The sequence below is a fragment of the Pseudaestuariivita atlantica genome (genome assembly GCF_001205715.1).
In the GTDB taxonomy this organism is placed as follows: Bacteria; Pseudomonadota; Alphaproteobacteria; order Rhodobacterales; family Rhodobacteraceae; genus Pseudaestuariivita; species Pseudaestuariivita atlantica.
Map to the genome: position 1 here is coordinate 575,969 of NZ_AQQZ01000001.1, position 14,808 is coordinate 590,776.

General features: G+C 66.3%; 17 protein-coding genes. 6 read left to right on the forward strand and 11 right to left on the reverse strand.

The window, feature by feature from the left end; genetic code table 11:
* Positions 1-26: 26 nt before the first annotated feature.
* From ATO11_RS02815 to ATO11_RS02830, 4 genes are all read left to right on the forward strand, one after another.
* On the forward strand, positions 27-452 hold the full coding sequence (locus ATO11_RS02815; RefSeq protein ID WP_050529434.1) for a PaaI family thioesterase: 426 nt from the start codon (positions 27-29) through the stop codon (positions 450-452).
* A gap of 163 nt (positions 453-615) precedes the next feature.
* A complete protein-coding gene (gene rplM / locus ATO11_RS02820; RefSeq protein WP_050529278.1) occupies positions 616-1,080 on the forward strand; it encodes a 50S ribosomal protein L13 in 465 nt (154 codons plus the stop codon).
* The gene (rpsI, locus tag ATO11_RS02825) at positions 1,080-1,583 is read left to right on the forward strand and encodes a 30S ribosomal protein S9 (RefSeq protein ID WP_050529279.1); all 504 of its coding nucleotides are present in this window, start codon (positions 1,080-1,082) and stop codon (positions 1,581-1,583) included. The genes rplM and rpsI overlap by 1 nt, the downstream gene beginning before the upstream one ends.
* Before the next feature lie 81 nt (positions 1,584-1,664).
* Complete coding sequence (locus ATO11_RS02830; RefSeq protein WP_050529280.1) at positions 1,665-2,699, forward strand: glycosyltransferase family 2 protein; 1,035 nt, start codon at positions 1,665-1,667, stop codon at positions 2,697-2,699.
* Here ATO11_RS02830 and ATO11_RS02835 read toward each other — a convergent pair.
* The 10 genes from ATO11_RS02835 to ATO11_RS02880 all read right to left on the reverse strand — a co-directional run bounded on the left by ATO11_RS02835 (position 2,686) and on the right by ATO11_RS02880 (position 11,789).
* Positions 2,686-3,543, reverse strand: a complete 858-nt coding sequence (locus ATO11_RS02835) for a sulfotransferase family protein (protein ID WP_134643053.1) — start codon at positions 3,541-3,543, stop codon at positions 2,686-2,688. The two genes, ATO11_RS02830 and ATO11_RS02835, sit on opposite strands and share 14 nt — an antisense overlap.
* An 82-nt stretch (positions 3,544-3,625) precedes the next feature.
* On the reverse strand, positions 3,626-3,997 hold the full coding sequence (locus tag ATO11_RS02840) for a hypothetical protein (protein ID WP_050529282.1): 372 nt from the start codon (positions 3,995-3,997) through the stop codon (positions 3,626-3,628).
* Complete coding sequence (locus ATO11_RS02845) at positions 3,990-4,601, reverse strand: TetR/AcrR family transcriptional regulator (RefSeq protein WP_050529283.1); 612 nt, start codon at positions 4,599-4,601, stop codon at positions 3,990-3,992. Before ATO11_RS02845 ends, ATO11_RS02840 begins: the two co-directional genes overlap by 8 nt.
* Positions 4,594-5,463, reverse strand: a complete 870-nt coding sequence (gene ppk2 / locus ATO11_RS02850; RefSeq protein WP_050529284.1) for a polyphosphate kinase 2 — start codon at positions 5,461-5,463, stop codon at positions 4,594-4,596. The genes ATO11_RS02845 and ppk2 overlap by 8 nt, the downstream gene beginning before the upstream one ends.
* A gap of 46 nt (positions 5,464-5,509) precedes the next feature.
* Positions 5,510-6,466 carry an alpha/beta fold hydrolase gene (locus ATO11_RS02855; RefSeq protein WP_050529285.1) on the reverse strand — a complete coding sequence of 319 codons (957 nt, stop codon included), beginning with the start codon at positions 6,464-6,466 and terminating at the stop codon, positions 5,510-5,512.
* A gap of 3 nt (positions 6,467-6,469) precedes the next feature.
* The gene (metA, locus tag ATO11_RS02860) at positions 6,470-7,399 is read right to left on the reverse strand and encodes a homoserine O-acetyltransferase MetA (protein WP_050529286.1); all 930 of its coding nucleotides are present in this window, start codon (positions 7,397-7,399) and stop codon (positions 6,470-6,472) included.
* Between the two features lie 82 nt (positions 7,400-7,481).
* On the reverse strand, positions 7,482-8,339 hold the full coding sequence (locus ATO11_RS02865) for a hypothetical protein (RefSeq protein ID WP_050529287.1): 858 nt from the start codon (positions 8,337-8,339) through the stop codon (positions 7,482-7,484).
* 53 nt (positions 8,340-8,392) lie between these two features.
* Positions 8,393-9,301: a DMT family transporter gene (locus ATO11_RS02870; RefSeq protein WP_050529288.1), complete on the reverse strand. Its 909-nt coding sequence runs from the start codon at positions 9,299-9,301 to the stop codon at positions 8,393-8,395.
* A gap of 114 nt (positions 9,302-9,415) precedes the next feature.
* Complete coding sequence (locus tag ATO11_RS02875; RefSeq protein ID WP_050529289.1) at positions 9,416-10,735, reverse strand: outer membrane protein transport protein; 1,320 nt, start codon at positions 10,733-10,735, stop codon at positions 9,416-9,418.
* A gap of 166 nt (positions 10,736-10,901) precedes the next feature.
* On the reverse strand, positions 10,902-11,789 hold the full coding sequence (locus tag ATO11_RS02880) for a DMT family transporter (protein WP_050529290.1): 888 nt from the start codon (positions 11,787-11,789) through the stop codon (positions 10,902-10,904).
* A 79-nt stretch (positions 11,790-11,868) separates the two neighbouring features.
* On the opposite strand from ATO11_RS02880, the gene ATO11_RS02885 reads away from it, so the two are divergent.
* The gene (locus ATO11_RS02885; protein WP_134643054.1) at positions 11,869-12,480 is read left to right on the forward strand and encodes a hypothetical protein; all 612 of its coding nucleotides are present in this window, start codon (positions 11,869-11,871) and stop codon (positions 12,478-12,480) included.
* 199 nt (positions 12,481-12,679) lie between these two features.
* Here ATO11_RS02885 and guaA read toward each other — a convergent pair whose 3' ends face one another.
* Positions 12,680-14,260 carry a glutamine-hydrolyzing GMP synthase gene (guaA, locus tag ATO11_RS02890; RefSeq protein ID WP_050529292.1) on the reverse strand — a complete coding sequence of 527 codons (1,581 nt, stop codon included), beginning with the start codon at positions 14,258-14,260 and terminating at the stop codon, positions 12,680-12,682.
* Between the two features lie 141 nt (positions 14,261-14,401).
* On the opposite strand from guaA, the gene ATO11_RS02895 reads away from it, so the two are divergent.
* On the forward strand, positions 14,402-14,716 hold the full coding sequence (locus tag ATO11_RS02895; RefSeq protein WP_050529293.1) for a hypothetical protein: 315 nt from the start codon (positions 14,402-14,404) through the stop codon (positions 14,714-14,716).
* The last annotated feature ends 92 nt before the right edge of the window (positions 14,717-14,808 follow it).

Consider the following 14,808-nt stretch of genomic DNA (forward strand, 5'->3'; position numbering starts at 1 on the left):
AGCCGCGCGTGCCGGGGGAGGGAAGCATGGACGTGAAGATGGATGTGGCGGCCTTGACCGAGTTCCTTGGCACGGCGTTTCCGCAGGTGGCCGATGATTTCGTGGTCGAGGCCATCGCGCCGATGCAGGCCACGATCCGCCTGAAAGTGTCGGACGCCCACCTGCGGCCCGGTGGGACCGTGTCGGGGCCGTCGATGTTCGCGCTGGCGGACGTGTCGGTCTACCTTGCGACGCTGGCGATGATCGGGCCGCAGGCGCTGGCGGTGACAACGAACATCTCGATGGATTTCATGCGCAAACCGGCATCGGGCGTCGACCTTGTGAGCGACACGCGGCTTTTGAAACTGGGGCGGCAACTGGCGGTCGGGGATTGCCTGATCCGGTCGGTCGGGGAGACCGATCCCGTCGCGCGGGCCTCGATGACCTATGCCATCCCGCCCGCGCGGGGGTGAAAACCGGCCGAAAATATGGGGTATTATGATACCTTATTTTGAAGCCATTGTTTTGCAACGGAAAAGACGGCACATGGTCGATTGACACGGCATTTTCGCCGCGTATAACCGCGCAATCGAATTTGTACGGCGGGCCTGCCCGCATCGAACCCGAGAGACCAAGATGAAAACCTATTCCGCAAAACCGGCGGACATCGACAAGAAATGGATCATCATCGACGCCGAAGGCGTGGTGCTTGGCCGTCTTGCCTCGATCGTCGCCATGCGTCTGCGTGGCAAGCACAAGGCCACCTTCACGCCGCACATGGACATGGGCGACAACGTGATCGTCATCAATGCCGAGAAGATTCAGCTGACCGGCAACAAGCGCCAGGAAAACTATTACTGGCACACCGGCCACCCCGGCGGGATCAAGTCGCGCACCAAGGAGCAGATCCTTGAAGGCGCGCATCCCGAGCGCGTGGTGATCAAGGCCGTTCAGCGCATGCTGCCGGGCGGCCGCCTGTCGCGCCAGCAGATGACCAACCTGCGCGTCTATGCCGGCACCGAACATCCGCACGAGGCGCAGTCGCCGGAAGTGCTGGATGTGAAATCGATGAATTCCAAGAACACCCGGGTGGCAAGCTGATGGCTGATGAAGTGAAATCCCTCGACGGGCTGGATGCCCTCGCAGGCGGCGTCGCTGAAGCGGCGGTTGCCATGGACATGGTCGAAGCGGAACCGCGTGAGCCGGTGCGTGACGATCTGGGCCGGTCTTATGCCACGGGCAAGCGGAAGGACGCGGTTGCCCGCGTCTGGATCAAGCCGGGCTCGGGCAAGGTATCGGTCAACGGCAAGGACATGCCCGTCTATTTCGCGCGTCCGGTTCTGCAGATGATCCTGCGCCAGCCCTTCACCGTGGCCGGTGTCGAGGACCAGTTCGACGTGATGGCGACCGTCAAGGGCGGTGGCCTGTCCGGTCAGGCCGGTGCGGTCAAGCACGGCATCTCGAAAGCACTGCAGCTGTATGACCCCAGCTTGCGCAGTGCGCTGAAGGCGGCAGGTTTCCTGACCCGCGACAGCCGCGTGGTGGAACGGAAGAAATACGGTAAGCGCAAGGCGCGCCGCAGCTTCCAGTTCTCGAAACGCTAAGGTCGGGTGGGTTGATCGCCCACGCCAAGGTTACGAGGGGCCGCCTGTTTCGGGCGGCCCTTTTGCGTTAGGCAGAACGTCATGGACACGTTTCGGATCGAGGACGCGGCAGGGCTGGCGCAGGTGGTGCATGGCACGGTCGATCCGGCCGCGCGCAGCATGTTCGCCATCGTCAAGGACGAGATGGCGTTGCTGCCGGCGTTTGTCGCTCATTACCGCGCGCTCGGGATCGAGCAATTCGTGGTCTTCGACGATGCCTCGACCGACGACACGCGCGCGTTTCTCGCCCAGCAGCCCGATTGCGTCGTGCTGGCCGGGCCGCGCGGGTTCGGGGAGCAGATCCGGTATGTCGATCCCGAAGGCGCGGCGCGGGTCGAAAGGGTGGGGACCTACCTGAAGATCGCCGTGCCGCATCTTTGGTTCGACGGGGCCTATGTCGCCTATTTCGATGCGGACGAGTTCCTGATCCTGCCCGATGGCATGACGCTGGCCGATGTCTGGGCGCGGCTCGAGGCGGAGGGCGCGGCGGCGGCGGTGGCGTCGGTCGTGGAGTTTTTCCCCGAAACCGTCGCGGGCCTGAAGGCGCCGATGCCGCACGATTTCGCGGGCCTGATCGCGGCTTATCCCTGGTTCCAGCCCGAGCGGCTGGTGGAGACGGTCGCGGGCGCGCAGCCAACCCTCGTCGGTGAGAGCAAGACCGCGCGGCTGTTCCGCGCCTTCGACATCAGGCCCGAGGTCAGGCGCACCGGCTGGCAAAGGCTGTGGATGCCCCGCAAGGCGCGGGAGGCGCAAAGTTTCATGCGCTCGCCCCGCCACAAGACGCCCATCGTGCGGCGGGACGCGCACACGCGGCTGACGGGAAGTCATGCGGCCAACCTGCCGCCCAGCTCCGACATCCTGCTGACCATCGCGCATTTCGTCTTTACCGCGCAATTCGCCGACAAGATCGCCCGCGCGCAAGCCTGGGGCGCGCATGCAAACGGCGCGTCCAAGTACCGGTACTACGCGCGGTTGCTGGAGCGGATGGAGGCGGAGGGCGGATCGTTCCTCGACGCCGCCTCGGTGCGGTACGAGGGGCCGGACCAGTTGATCGACGCGGGCCTCATGCGCTGGTGAGAACGTGGCGGGCCGAGGGCCAGAGCGTTGCGACCTGCGGCAGGGCCTCTGCCGCGGCATGGTAGACCGGGGCGTAGTGCCGCGCGATTTCCGCTTCGAGGGTGTCGGGCAGGGGCGCGATGTCGGTCTGGCGGGCGTTGACGCGGGTGCCGCCGGCGCTTTGGGGAATGTCGATCCCGGCGAAGGCGGCGAAGGCGGCGATGCCGTCTGCCGTGAACATCTCTTCGAAGAGGCAGAGGAAAGAATTTTCCTGCGAAAATTCTTGCGCGAGGGCGGCGAGGGTCAGGTCATAGCGGGAGCGGGCTGCGGCCTCTTCGGTGGCGTAGAAGGCGGCGAGGCGTTCGGTCTCGTCCCCCGGCGGGATCCGGCCCTTGGCGATGTCCATGTTCAGGTGCGAGCGCAGCCGCGCCACTGGGTCACGCATGGCGAACATCACCTTCGTCGTGATGCCGCGCGAGGCCATGCCGTCGCGGATGCCCGCCAGCATGGGCGCGGGCAGGGCCGCGTAGGACGGTGTGACATCGCCCGTACGGACGATGTCCCGAGGCGCGAGCAGGCGGGCGAAATAGTCGAAATACTCGTCCCGGTCCGTCTGCATGCGCCAGCGCAGGTAGCGCGCGGGGACCGGGCGGCGCAGGCGGCGCATCGCCTCGCCCTTGATCTTGCCCCACGTTGATGGCTCCGCCACGCGGTAGCGGGCGAAGACCGAGCCGAGATCGCCCTCCCACACCTGGTATTCGCCCAGCCGACCGAAATCGGACCCCGGCGCGCGCGCTAGTTGCGCCTGCATCCAGGTGGAGCCGCATTTCTGGCCGCCGAGGCCTAGGAAGAAGGTTCTGGTCATGCGCGTCGTGTCCGGCCGTTGCGGGGGCCAGACCCCGCACCCCCGCCATATTTGGAAAGAGAAGAAGGGGGAAGGGGGTGCGCTATGACACCGGGCAGCGATGCGGGGGCGCAAGGCGCCACGAGACGCGGCCGCTGGCGCGGTCGAGCCGCAGCACGCAAGCCGTGTCGACAACCGTCTGGGCGAGTGCGAGCGAGGTGGTGGTGACCCGCACAAGTGTTTCGTCGGGGGTTTTCAGGATGAAGCTGGCCTCGAACCCGTCCTCGCCGGACGTGTCCATGCTGCGGATGACCGGGAGGCGTTGCGGCGTCTCGGCCATGACCTTGTCGGGTTTCAGCAGGGCGATGTAGGCGACGAGCCCGATGGCGGCTGTCAGACCGACCAGCAAGAGGGCCCCGTATTCGAGCACCCATGTCTGCGCGCGGGGGGACAGCCTGCGCAGGAGCCTATCCATCGGGCGCGATCAGGCCGAGGCCGCGCAGGTAGACGCCGATGGCGGATTCCAGGAGTTCGTCGGGGGGGAAGGGCGACTGGCTGCCGGTGTTGCGGGCGAACAGTTCGACCACGCCGTGGCTGAGCGCCCAGATATGGGCCGAGAACATCGAGGCCGGGGGGCGCTTGTCGGGCGGGATGTGCTGGCTGAGATCGGCGGCGGCCTTTTCCAGCACGGCGCGGGCACGGGCCGAGACCTTGGCGAGGTCGGGCGTGCGGTTCACGCTAATGCCCGATTCGAACATCGCGATGTAGTGGCCGGGATAGCGGCGGGCGAAGGCGAGGTAGGCGCGGCCCGTGGCCTCGAACGCGGCCAGCGCGGTGGATTCCTTGGAATAGGCGTATTCCATCAGGTCGGCGAAGATGTCGTAGCCCTGCCGCGCGGCTTCTGCGATCAGGTCCTCGCGGCCTTCGAAATGGCGGTAGACGGCGGCGGGGGTGACGCCCGCGGTCTTGGCGGCTTCGGACAGGGTGAAGCCGGTCGGACCCTTCTTCTCGATCAGGTCCAGCGCCGCGTCGACGAGGGCCTGGCGCAGGTTGCCGTGATGATAGCCGCGTTTAGGCATTCCAGATTTCGGGGCCGCCGGCGATCTTGGGGTCGACATGGCCGCAGGCACGGTCGGACTTGTGGTGGTATCGCAGCGCACACAGCACGCTGCGGATGGCGTTTAGCCGGGCGCGGCGCTTGTCGTCGGTGCGGATCACCGTCCACGGCGCGGGATCGTGGTGCGTGCGGTCGAGCGTTTCGGCAATGGCCTGCGTGTAGGCGTCCCAGCGGTTGAGGCCCTCGACATCGATCCAGCTGAGTTTCCAGTGCTTGAGCGGATCGGATTCGCGGTCGAGGAAGCGGCGCAGCTGTTCCGCGCGCCCGACATTGAGCCAGAGCTTGAAGAGGTGGATGCCGTCATTCACCAGCATGCGTTCGAACGGCACCACCTGCCTGAACCAGCGGTCGCGATCCTCGTCCTCGCAGAAGTCGAAGACCTTTTCGACGACGCCGCGATTGTACCATGACCGGTCGAAGAACACGATTTCGCCCGCCGTGGGCAAGTGCCGCACGTAGCGCTGGAAGTACCACTCGCCGGCCTCCCTGTCGGACGGTTTGGACAGGGCCACGGTGCGCGCGATGCGGGGGTTCATGTTCTCGCGGAAGCGCTTGATCGTGCCGCCTTTTCCAGCCGCGTCGCGGCCTTCGAAGATGATGGCGACACGGGCGCCGCTTTCCTTCACCCAGGATTGCAGTTTCACCAGTTCGATCTGCAGCGCGGCGAGGTCGGTTTCATACGTGTCGCGGTCGAGCCGCTTGTCATAGGGGAAGGCGGGATCGAGGATCTGGCCCTTCTTGCGCGCGGCGATGGCATCGCGCACGGCGTCCGGCGCGGTGTCCCTGTAGAACCGGCTGATCGCGCCATCGAACGGTTTCGTCATGGGGTCCCCTTTAAGTCGTTGACTTATATATGGCGACCCACCGGCCTTAGCGCAATCCGGCGCGGGCGGCGGCGCTGTCGATGGCGGCGACGACCGGGTCGGGATGGGTGTGGTGCGGCATGTGGCCGGCCCCCGCGATCAGGGTGACGCGGGTCTGGGGCACGTCGCGCTCCATCTGGGGGACGTGCAGTTCGGGGCCGACGGTGGAATCCTCGGTGCCGTGCACGACTTCGACCGGGACGGTGATGGCGGAGCCGTAGAGTTGCGATTGCGTCTTCACGTCGCTCAAAAGCCGTGCGCGCTGGTCGGCATTGGCACGCAGCGAGGCGCGGCGCAGGGTCAGCCGGGCGCCGACATAATCGGCGTAGCCGTCGGGCACCGGGAAGGGGTCGAAGATGCTCTTGATCGACGCCTCGATGGTGCTTTCGGGTACAAAGGCGGTCATCAGGGGCACGACCGTGTGTTGGCCGACGGGGTTCGACAGGACCTTGTAATAGGTCGAAAGCGGCGTCGTCCACGGGTGCGAGACACCGCTGATCGTCACCAGCGCCGCAAGCGTGTCGGGCGTGTAGGTCGCCCAGGCAAGCGCCACGGCGCCGCCAAGCGACTGGCCCACGACGATGGGCCTGTTGGCGCCCAGTTGCGCGGCGGCCTTCTGCAACAGCGCCGCCTGCGCCTTCATGCTGTCGCCGCCGGGTGCCATTTCCGGCGTGTAGCCAAGGCCGGGACGGTCGAAGGCGATGACGCGGTAGCGGTCGGTCAGGCGCCCGGCGAAGGAATGGGTGAAGTCGCGCAGGTTGCCGCTGGAGCCGTGGATCAGGACGACATCGGGGCCGGAGCCTTTGACCCATGCGTGAACCGGGTGGCCGTCGACGTCGAGGATGCGGCCGATCGGCGGGTTGTCTTCCTCGGCCTGCGCCTCGCGGTAGGCCGCGCAGCCCGTGACCGTCGCCCCGGTCGCCGCAAGCAGCGCCACTCCCGTCAGAATTCCCTTCCAGCCCATGTCTCAGCGTCCTATCGCGTCAAGGTCGTAGGGCGTAGATTGATAGATCGCGTTGACCCAGTTTCCATAGAGAAGATGCGCATGACTGCGCCAGCGGTTGCGCGGGGTCTGTGACGGGTCGTTGCCGGGGAAGTAATTGACGGGCACCTCGATCTCGGTCCCTGCGACCTGCGCGTTGTCGCGGTCGCGGGCGTATTCGTCGCCCAGCGTGCCGCTGTCATACTCGAAATGGTTGAAGATATAGAGCGCGCGGTGTTCCGGGTCCTCGACAAGGCAGGGGCCGACCTCGTCCGAGGCAAGCAGCGTGCGCAGCGCGGGGGCCGCGTCGATCTCGTCCTGCCGGACCTCGGTCCAGCGGGAGACGGGGATCAGGCATTCGTCGGAGAAGCCGCGCAGGTATTGCGAGGCGGGGGCGAGGTTCTTCTGGCGGTAAAGGCCGAATGCCTTTGCATCCAGCATGTGCTTGTCGACGCCGTGGAAGTGATAGAGCATCGCCATCCCGCCCCAGCAGACGCCGAAGGTGGAATGCACGTTGGTCTGGGTCCAGTCCATGACCTCGCGCAACTCGTTCCAGTAGGTCACCTCGTCAAAGGCGAGGTGTTCGATCGGCGCGCCGGTGATGATGAGGCCGTCAAATTTCTCGTCCCTGACCGCCTGGAAGGGTCGGTAGAATTCCTGCATGTGCTCGGCCGCGGTGTTGCGCGTCTCGTGCTCGGTCATGCGGATCAGCGACAACTCGATCTGCAAGGGCGTCGCGCCGATCAGGCGGGCGAACTGGTTCTCGGTGTCGATCTTCTTGGGCATCAGGTTCAGAAGCCCGATGCGCAGGGGGCGGATGTCCTGCCGCGCGGCCTGATCGTCCGACATCACCATCACGCCTTCGCGCGTCAGCACGTCGTAGGCGGGGAGGGTGGAAGGGATCTTGATGGGCATCGCGTGTGGTCTTTCCTCGGTTCGGACCGGAGACATACGCAAGCCGCCCCGTGCTCACAACCCTCGGGTGGTCACGGGGGCGTCAGCGGGCGAGCGCCGCCTCGACCACGGCGTCGAAATCGGCGGCGTCGCGGAGGTCTGCAAGGTCCTCGGCCTGCACGGTCACGCCCCAGTTGCGCGCCATCGCGGCATAGCGCGGCTGGCGGTGGGCGAGCGCGCGGGCATAGGTCCAGCGGATGAACGCGTCGGGGTCGACCTGCGTCTCGGTCTGGCCGGTCTCTGCCAGGTAGGCGGCCCAGCCATCGGCAAGGAAATCCGGCTGGTAGGCCATGGGTTTGGGCGCGCGGTCGAAGCGGCGGATCAGTTCCTCGGTATGGGCGTCGCTGCCCTCGATCCAGATCATCAGGGTTTCGGACGACAGGGTGCGCAGGATCGGGTCGGCGGGGTCGTCGGGATCGACCCATTCGCAGATCGACCCGCCGGTGTCGCAGACGAAATGCGGGTAGCCGTAGAGCGATTGCGCGCGCGCGATGAAGTGGCCGGTATCCTGCAGGGCGGCCTCTTCGGCGGCGCGGAACTGGGCCTGCCGGCGGGTATATTCAGCGAAGGGCAGGCCGCCCTTGTCGGGGTTGCCCGGCTTGCCAAGGTAGGTCGAGACCGGCGTGAGGTTCGAAAACGTGATGTTCGACGCGAGGTAGATCGAGTCGGTCATCAGAAGCTCGCGCAGGAACGGCACCTTCATCGCTTCGCGCTTGGCGTTGTCGACGATGTGTTCGCCCATGTACCGCGTCCCGATGCGGTAATCGATGGAATAGTGGAACCAGTCGCCCTGCGCGCGCAGCGTGGTGGAGACGTGCGTCTTGCCAAGGCCCGACATGCCGAACAGCAGCACGCGTTTGTGAGGGGCGTCGCGCCAGTCTTGCGGCGTCTGGTAAAGCATGGGCGGCGTCTCCGGCGGCGGCTGAAGGTTGGTAGGCAGACGCGCCCGCCCCGTCAAGTCAGCCGGCGCAGCAACCGCCCGTCGATCACCACAAGCCCCAGCGCCAGAAGGGCAAACCCGGCATAGGCCTGCGGCAACAGCGTCTCTCCCAGCCCCCAGGCGCCCAGCAGGATGGCGATGGGCGGGATCACCAGCGTCACCAGCATCAGGTTTCCGCTGCCCGCCATGGCAAGGACGCGCCAGTAGATCAGGTAGGCCAGCGCGGTGGCAGCGAGCGAGAAATAGGCGATGGCGCCCCACGTGCGCGCCTCCATCACCAGCGGCGGCACGCCTTCGGTCAAAAGAACCAGCGGGATCATCAGAAGGGTCGAGCCGGTCAGCATCCCCGCGGCGGACACCATCGGCGGCAGCGCGCCCAGCCGCGCCCGGCCCCAGACGCTGGCAAAGCCATAGGACAGCGCACCGGCCAGCACCGCGATCTGTGCCGCGCTGCGGATGTCGAACTGCATCAGCGCCTCGATCCCGATGGCGACGCAGACCCCGGCAAATCCCAGCGCCACGCCCACGCCCTTGCGCAGGGTCAGCCGTTCGTCGGCAAAGAACAGCGCGGCCAGCAGCACGCCGAAGATCGCGGTCGCCGCGTTGAAGATGGAGGTCAGGCCGCTTTCGATATGCAATTGCCCCCATGCCATCAGCGAGAAGGGGATCACGTTGTTGAGGCACCCCATGACAAGGAACGCCGCCCAGATCCGCGGCGAGCGCGGGACCGGCAGGCCGCGCAACAGCACCACGACCCACAGGACCAGCATGGCCCATCCCGTCCGGTGCAGCACCACGGTCATCGGCCCGATCTCGTCCAGCGCGATGCGGATGGCAAAGAAGGACCCGCCCCATAACAGGCCCAGCGTCAAAAGCTCGGCCCAGGCGCGCGGTGAGACGGATTTCTGCTCGGTGGTCGTCATGCGCGCATCTGTCCGCTGAACCCGTGGCGGCTCAACCCGAAACATGCGCCTTCGCAAGAAAAAGCCCCCGTGCCGGTGACCGGCCGGGGGCTTTCCAATTCAGGTGGCGTCAGATCAGAAGCTGAAGCCCAGCGACAGGCCGAAACCGATCGCGTTGTTGTCCGAGAACTGGACGCCCGACCCGTCGGTCGCGTCACCCAGCTTGACGTATTCGACGCCCGCCGTCAGCTTGACGTTCTCGTTGGTCCAGGTGCCGCCGATGCCGAACGCGGTCGACCCGTCGGTGGGCGACAGGCGCGATGCGATGCCGCCGTTGCCCGGCTCGTGGGTGATCCGTGCGAAGCCCGCGAAGGTTTCCGAGAAGCGGTAGCCGACGCCGATCTGGTAGCGCCACGTGTCGTTGTCGAGGCCGGTCACGGCCTGGCCGAACGTGCCCTGGTATTCCGGCGGTGCGACTTCCCAGACGGACCATTCCGTCCACTCGACCGAGCCGAAGACCAGCGTGTTCGCGGCGACGCCCGACTGGAAGTCGAGGCGGACCGATTGCGGCATGTCGACCTCGGTCGTGCCGGTGCCGCCCGCGCCAAAGCCGAGACCGGCCAGCGTTTCGGCGGTCTCGAAGCTGTGCGTGAAGCCTGATTCGTAGGTCAGCGCGACGCGCAGCGCGATCTCGGGACGCTCGTACGCGACGCCGAGCAGGTAGGCGACCTGGCTGTCGCGCTCACCCATGGCGGTGTAGTTGAAGGTACCCGCCGGGCCGTTCTGAACGGCGTTGTCGACGGCCAGCAGACCTTGCAGCTGCGCCAGCTGTGCCTGCTGCGCGGCGGTCGGGTTGGCGATGCCCGAAAGGGCGGCCACGTTGCCTTGCGCGATGGCACGGCCCGAGGCCACGTCACCGGTGCCGCCGTTCATCAGGTCGATGCCGGCGAGGTTGGTGTTGACGCTGTTCTGAACGCCGGGGCGGATCAGCTGGTCGGGGATCGCGATGTCAGCCGAGGAGGTGACGTAGCGCAGACCGCCATAGACCGAGAAGTTGTTCGTGAACTTGTATTTCGCAACCGCTGCAAGCTGTTGCGACGTCCAGTCGGCGCGCAGGCCGTTGTAGAACCCCTGCTGGTAATCGGCGTTCGCGCCGTAGGGCTGGTTCAGGAACAGGCCGAAGGACAGGTTCTCCGACAGGTCCATTTTGACCGCGGCGGACACGTTGCCATAGTTCTTGGCCATGTTGCCCGTGGTCGATGCGCCACCGGCAAAGGCGAGCGGTGCGGTGTAGGCGCCCGACACGCCCGGCGTCACCTGGCTGAAGCTGAGTTGCGCGTAGTTGCCGGTCTCGAACATGACCGAAAGCGGAAGGTCCGCGCGCGAGATACCGTCTGCCGAAGCGGCGCCTGCGAAAAGCGCGAGAGTGGCCGCGCCGCCGAGTAGATGTTTCATACGTACTGTCCCCGTTGAGTGGCCGCTTTGAGTGAAAAACCGCCCTTGACTCAGAATTGTGCAAAACAATTGCTTTGAGCGCAATTTTAGGTCAATCGCTGACGCAACGTCACCGCGAAGGCCGTTCCGCGGCGTCACGTTTTTACATCATTGTCATGGAATGCGTTCAGCGCCCCGCGACGGCGGGCCGGGTCGCGCCCCAGACGTTGATGTAGTTGCCCGCGAAGATCACCACCGCGCCCGCGATGACCCAAGTATCGAGCGGTTCGTGATACAGGAAATACCCGATCAGCGCGATCACCGGCAGGCGGGCGAAGTCGAACGGGACGACGACGCTGGCGGGCGCGATGGTGAGCGCGCGGGTCAGGCTGAAATGCGCGGTCAGCCCACAGACCGCGACCAGCACCACCCATGGCCAGCCCGCGGCGTCGGGCAGCGCGATGTCGCCGTCGAACCCGGCGGTGATCGCTCCGAACGCCGCCTGCATCACGGTCAGCCAGAACAGGATGCAGACGATCCCGGTGGTGCGGGTCAGAAGCTTGGTCGCGATCATCGAGCCCGCGAACCCAATCGCGGCAAGCGCCGCCGCGACCGACCCGATGCCCAGCGTGAAATCGGCACCGGGCCGCACCACGAGGAGGACACCGGCGAACCCAAGAAGCGCGGCGATGACCTTCAGCCCGGTCAGCCGCTCCCCAAGGAACAGCGGTGACAGGATCAGCACCCAGAGCGGTGTGGTGAACTCCAGCGCGAAGACCTGCGCAAGGGGCGCGGCGGTGATGGCGAAGAACCACAGGTTCTGGCCCGCGAAATGCGCCACGTTGCGCAACCCGTGCAGGCCCATGCGCTGGCGGTTGATCTGGCCCAGCGTGCCGGTCGCCGTGGCGATGGCGGTGACCAGAACGATGCCCATCAGGCTGCGGTAGAACATGATCTCGAACGTGTCGAGCGTGCTGGCCAGCGTGCGCCCGGCAATCGCCATCAGCGAAAAGGACACGATGGCGCCCAGCATCCAGAGGCCGGCAGTCAGGACAGGCGTGCGGGGGGTGGTCATGCGCCACCGTTGGGCGCGCTTCACGACAAGGTCAAGCGCAAAGGCTTGACGCGCGTGCGTGCCGCGCCACGATCAGGACATGAGCACTCGATTCCTGTTGATCCTCGCCCTGTCCGCTGCCGGGTCCGCGCAGGCCGACCCGGTGGCCGTGCACGACGCCGCGACGCGGCTTTTTCCCGACATGCCCGAAGTGGTCGAGACCGCCGCGCCCGACCGATGCGGGCTCGACCAGACCGTCTCCGCGCCCATGGTGCACTGCACCTCCGACAACACCATCCTCGTGCGTCCCGGCGCGCTGTCCGCACCCGACGCGGGGTACCGCATGGCGCATGTGCTGGGCCACGCGATCCAGGTCCGGCACGGGATCGCCGACATCGCCCTGCGCGAGATCCGGCGCCGCCGCGACGAGGAAGCCGCGCTGCGCGGTCTGGTGACGCGGCAGGTGGAATGCCTGGCCGGTGTGCTGTTCGCCGAGGCCGGTCTGCCCGCCACCGATCTTGCGACGCTTTATGCCGAGGAGCCGCATACCGGCAGCCATTGGGGCCGCGACCCGTTGCGGCGTGGTCCGCAGGTCTCCATCGGGCTGGCGCCGCGGGCGGAGTGGTTCTCCAGGGGTCAGGCAGAGGGCGAGGTGGCGGCCTGCGCCGTGGGCGAGATCCCGGTCGCGCCCCTCATCGACGCGCTGCGCTAGGCGGTTCCGTCGCGGTTCCGTCGCCCACAAGCAAGACCGCGGTCCGGAGTGCCTCGATTAGATCAGGCTCGGCGCGCGGTGCCAGGTGTGTCCCTCTGCAAGGGAGTGTTGCGGGATATCCGGTTGAGCGGCCGGGGTCTGATTGAGACCGCCTCGTCTCCAGCCGTCATCGCAAGACATGCGAGGATCGGATCCCGGATCATTCCCACTCGATCGTGCCCGGAGGTTTCGACGTGATGTCGTAAGTCACGCGGTTGATGCCCTGCACCTCGTTGATGATGCGCGTGGCGGTCTCGCCAAGGAAGTCGTGGGTGAAGGGATAGTAATCCGCCGTCATGCCGTCGACGGACGTGACGGCCCGCAGGGCGCAGGCGTAATCATAGGTGCGCCCGTCGCCCATGACTCCCACGGTGCGCACGGGCAGGATCGCGACATAGGCCTGCCAGATCTCGTCATAGAGGCCGTGCTTGCGGATTTGGTCGATGTAGACGGCGTCGGCCTCGCGCAGGATGTCGAGTTTCGGGCGCGTGATCTCTCCGGGGCAGCGGATGGCGAGGCCGGGGCCGGGGAAGGGGTGGCGACCGATGAAGCTGGCGGGCAGGCCCAACTCGCGGCCCAGCGCACGGACCTCGTCCTTGAACAACTCGCGCAGGGGTTCGACGAGCTTGAGGCCCATCTTCTCCGGCAGGCCGCCGACATTGTGGTGCGACTTGATCGTGACCGAAGGGCCGCCCGAGAAGGACACCGACTCGATCACGTCGGGGTAGAGCGTGCCTTGGGCGAGGAATTCCGCGCCCTCGACCTGGTCGGCGTATTTCTGGAAGACGTCGATGAAGAGCCGCCCGATGATCTTGCGCTTGGTCTCGGGGTCGGACTGGCCGTCGAGCTCGCCAAGGAACAACTCGCTTTCATCGGCGTGGATCAGCGGGATGTTGTAATTGTCGCGGAACATGGTGACGACTTCGTCGGCCTCGTTCTTCCGCAGGAGGCCGTGATCGACGAAGACGCAGGTCAGCTGGTCACCGATGGCCTCGTGGATCAGGACGGCGGCGACCGACGAATCGACGCCGCCAGACAGCCCGCAGATCACGCGCTTGTCGCCCACCTGTTCGCGGATCGCGGCAATGGCCTGTTCGCGGTAGGCGCCCATCGTCCAGTCGCCGGAAAAGCCCGCGCTTTTCACGAAATTCTCGAACAGGGTGCGGCCGTTCGGCGTGTGGTGCACCTCGGGGTGGAACTGCACGGCATAGAACCGACGGTCCGGGTCGGCGGTGATGGCATAGGGCGCGTTGGGGGAGGTGCCATAGACCTCGAACCCCGGGGCGATCTTGCTGACGTGGTCGCCGTGGCTCATCCAGACCTGTTCGCGGCCCGATCCATCCATGAACCAGCCGGTCAGAAGGTCCGAGCGGTCCTCGGTCGGCGTGACATAGGCGCGGCCGAACTCGGCGGTGCCGCCACCGCCGGATATCTTGCCGCCTTCGACCGTGCCGCCCAGCATGTCCATCATGACCTGCTGGCCGTAGCAGATGCCGAGGATCGGCACTCCCATGTCGAACACCGATGCCGGCGGGCGCGGCGCGTGGTCATGCACGACGCTGGCGGGGCCACCGGACAGGATGATTGCCTTGGGGGCGAAGTCGGCCAGGAAGGCCTCGGTCACGTTCTGGAAGGGGTGGATTTCGCAATAGACGTTCAGCTCGCGCAGGCGCCGTGCGATCAACTGGGTGACCTGGCTGCCGAAGTCTATGATAAGAAGGCGGTCATGGGGGCTGCTCATGGCCCGAGGGTTTAGGCAGCGCGTGCAAGCTTGTCGAGAGGGGACGGTATGGCAAATCGGGTGAGTCAGGCGGGTGCCCTGGCGTTGGTCATCGCAGGCGCGGCGTCGGGTAGTTGGGCCTGTCCTGCGGGGACAGTCGACATGGCGGCGCTGTCGGAGATGTTCGATACGGCAGATGCCGCCTGCGCCCCGGCGGACACCTTGCCCGCGCATGATGCCTGCCAGTGGACGTTTGACCTGCGCGCGCCCGCGGCTCTGGCTTTGTACGAAGGCCTTGTCGCGGACCTGTCGGCCTGCTGGGAGGGGCTGGCCGATACCGGTGTGAACCATCCCGACAGCTATCGCGCCATGACGTTCGAGGCACCCGGCGCGCGCGTCGTGGTGTCGGAGAAGGACAAGAGCGTGCTCGATGCCACGCTGGTCACGCTGCGGGTTTACCCGGCTTCCGGCGGTTGATGTCGGTTTTGTCTCTGCTTGGACGGTTATTGCCCGTGGGGGTCGGCCCCGGCGCTGTATCAGCATCGCAACACGATGCACGGCGGCCAAGG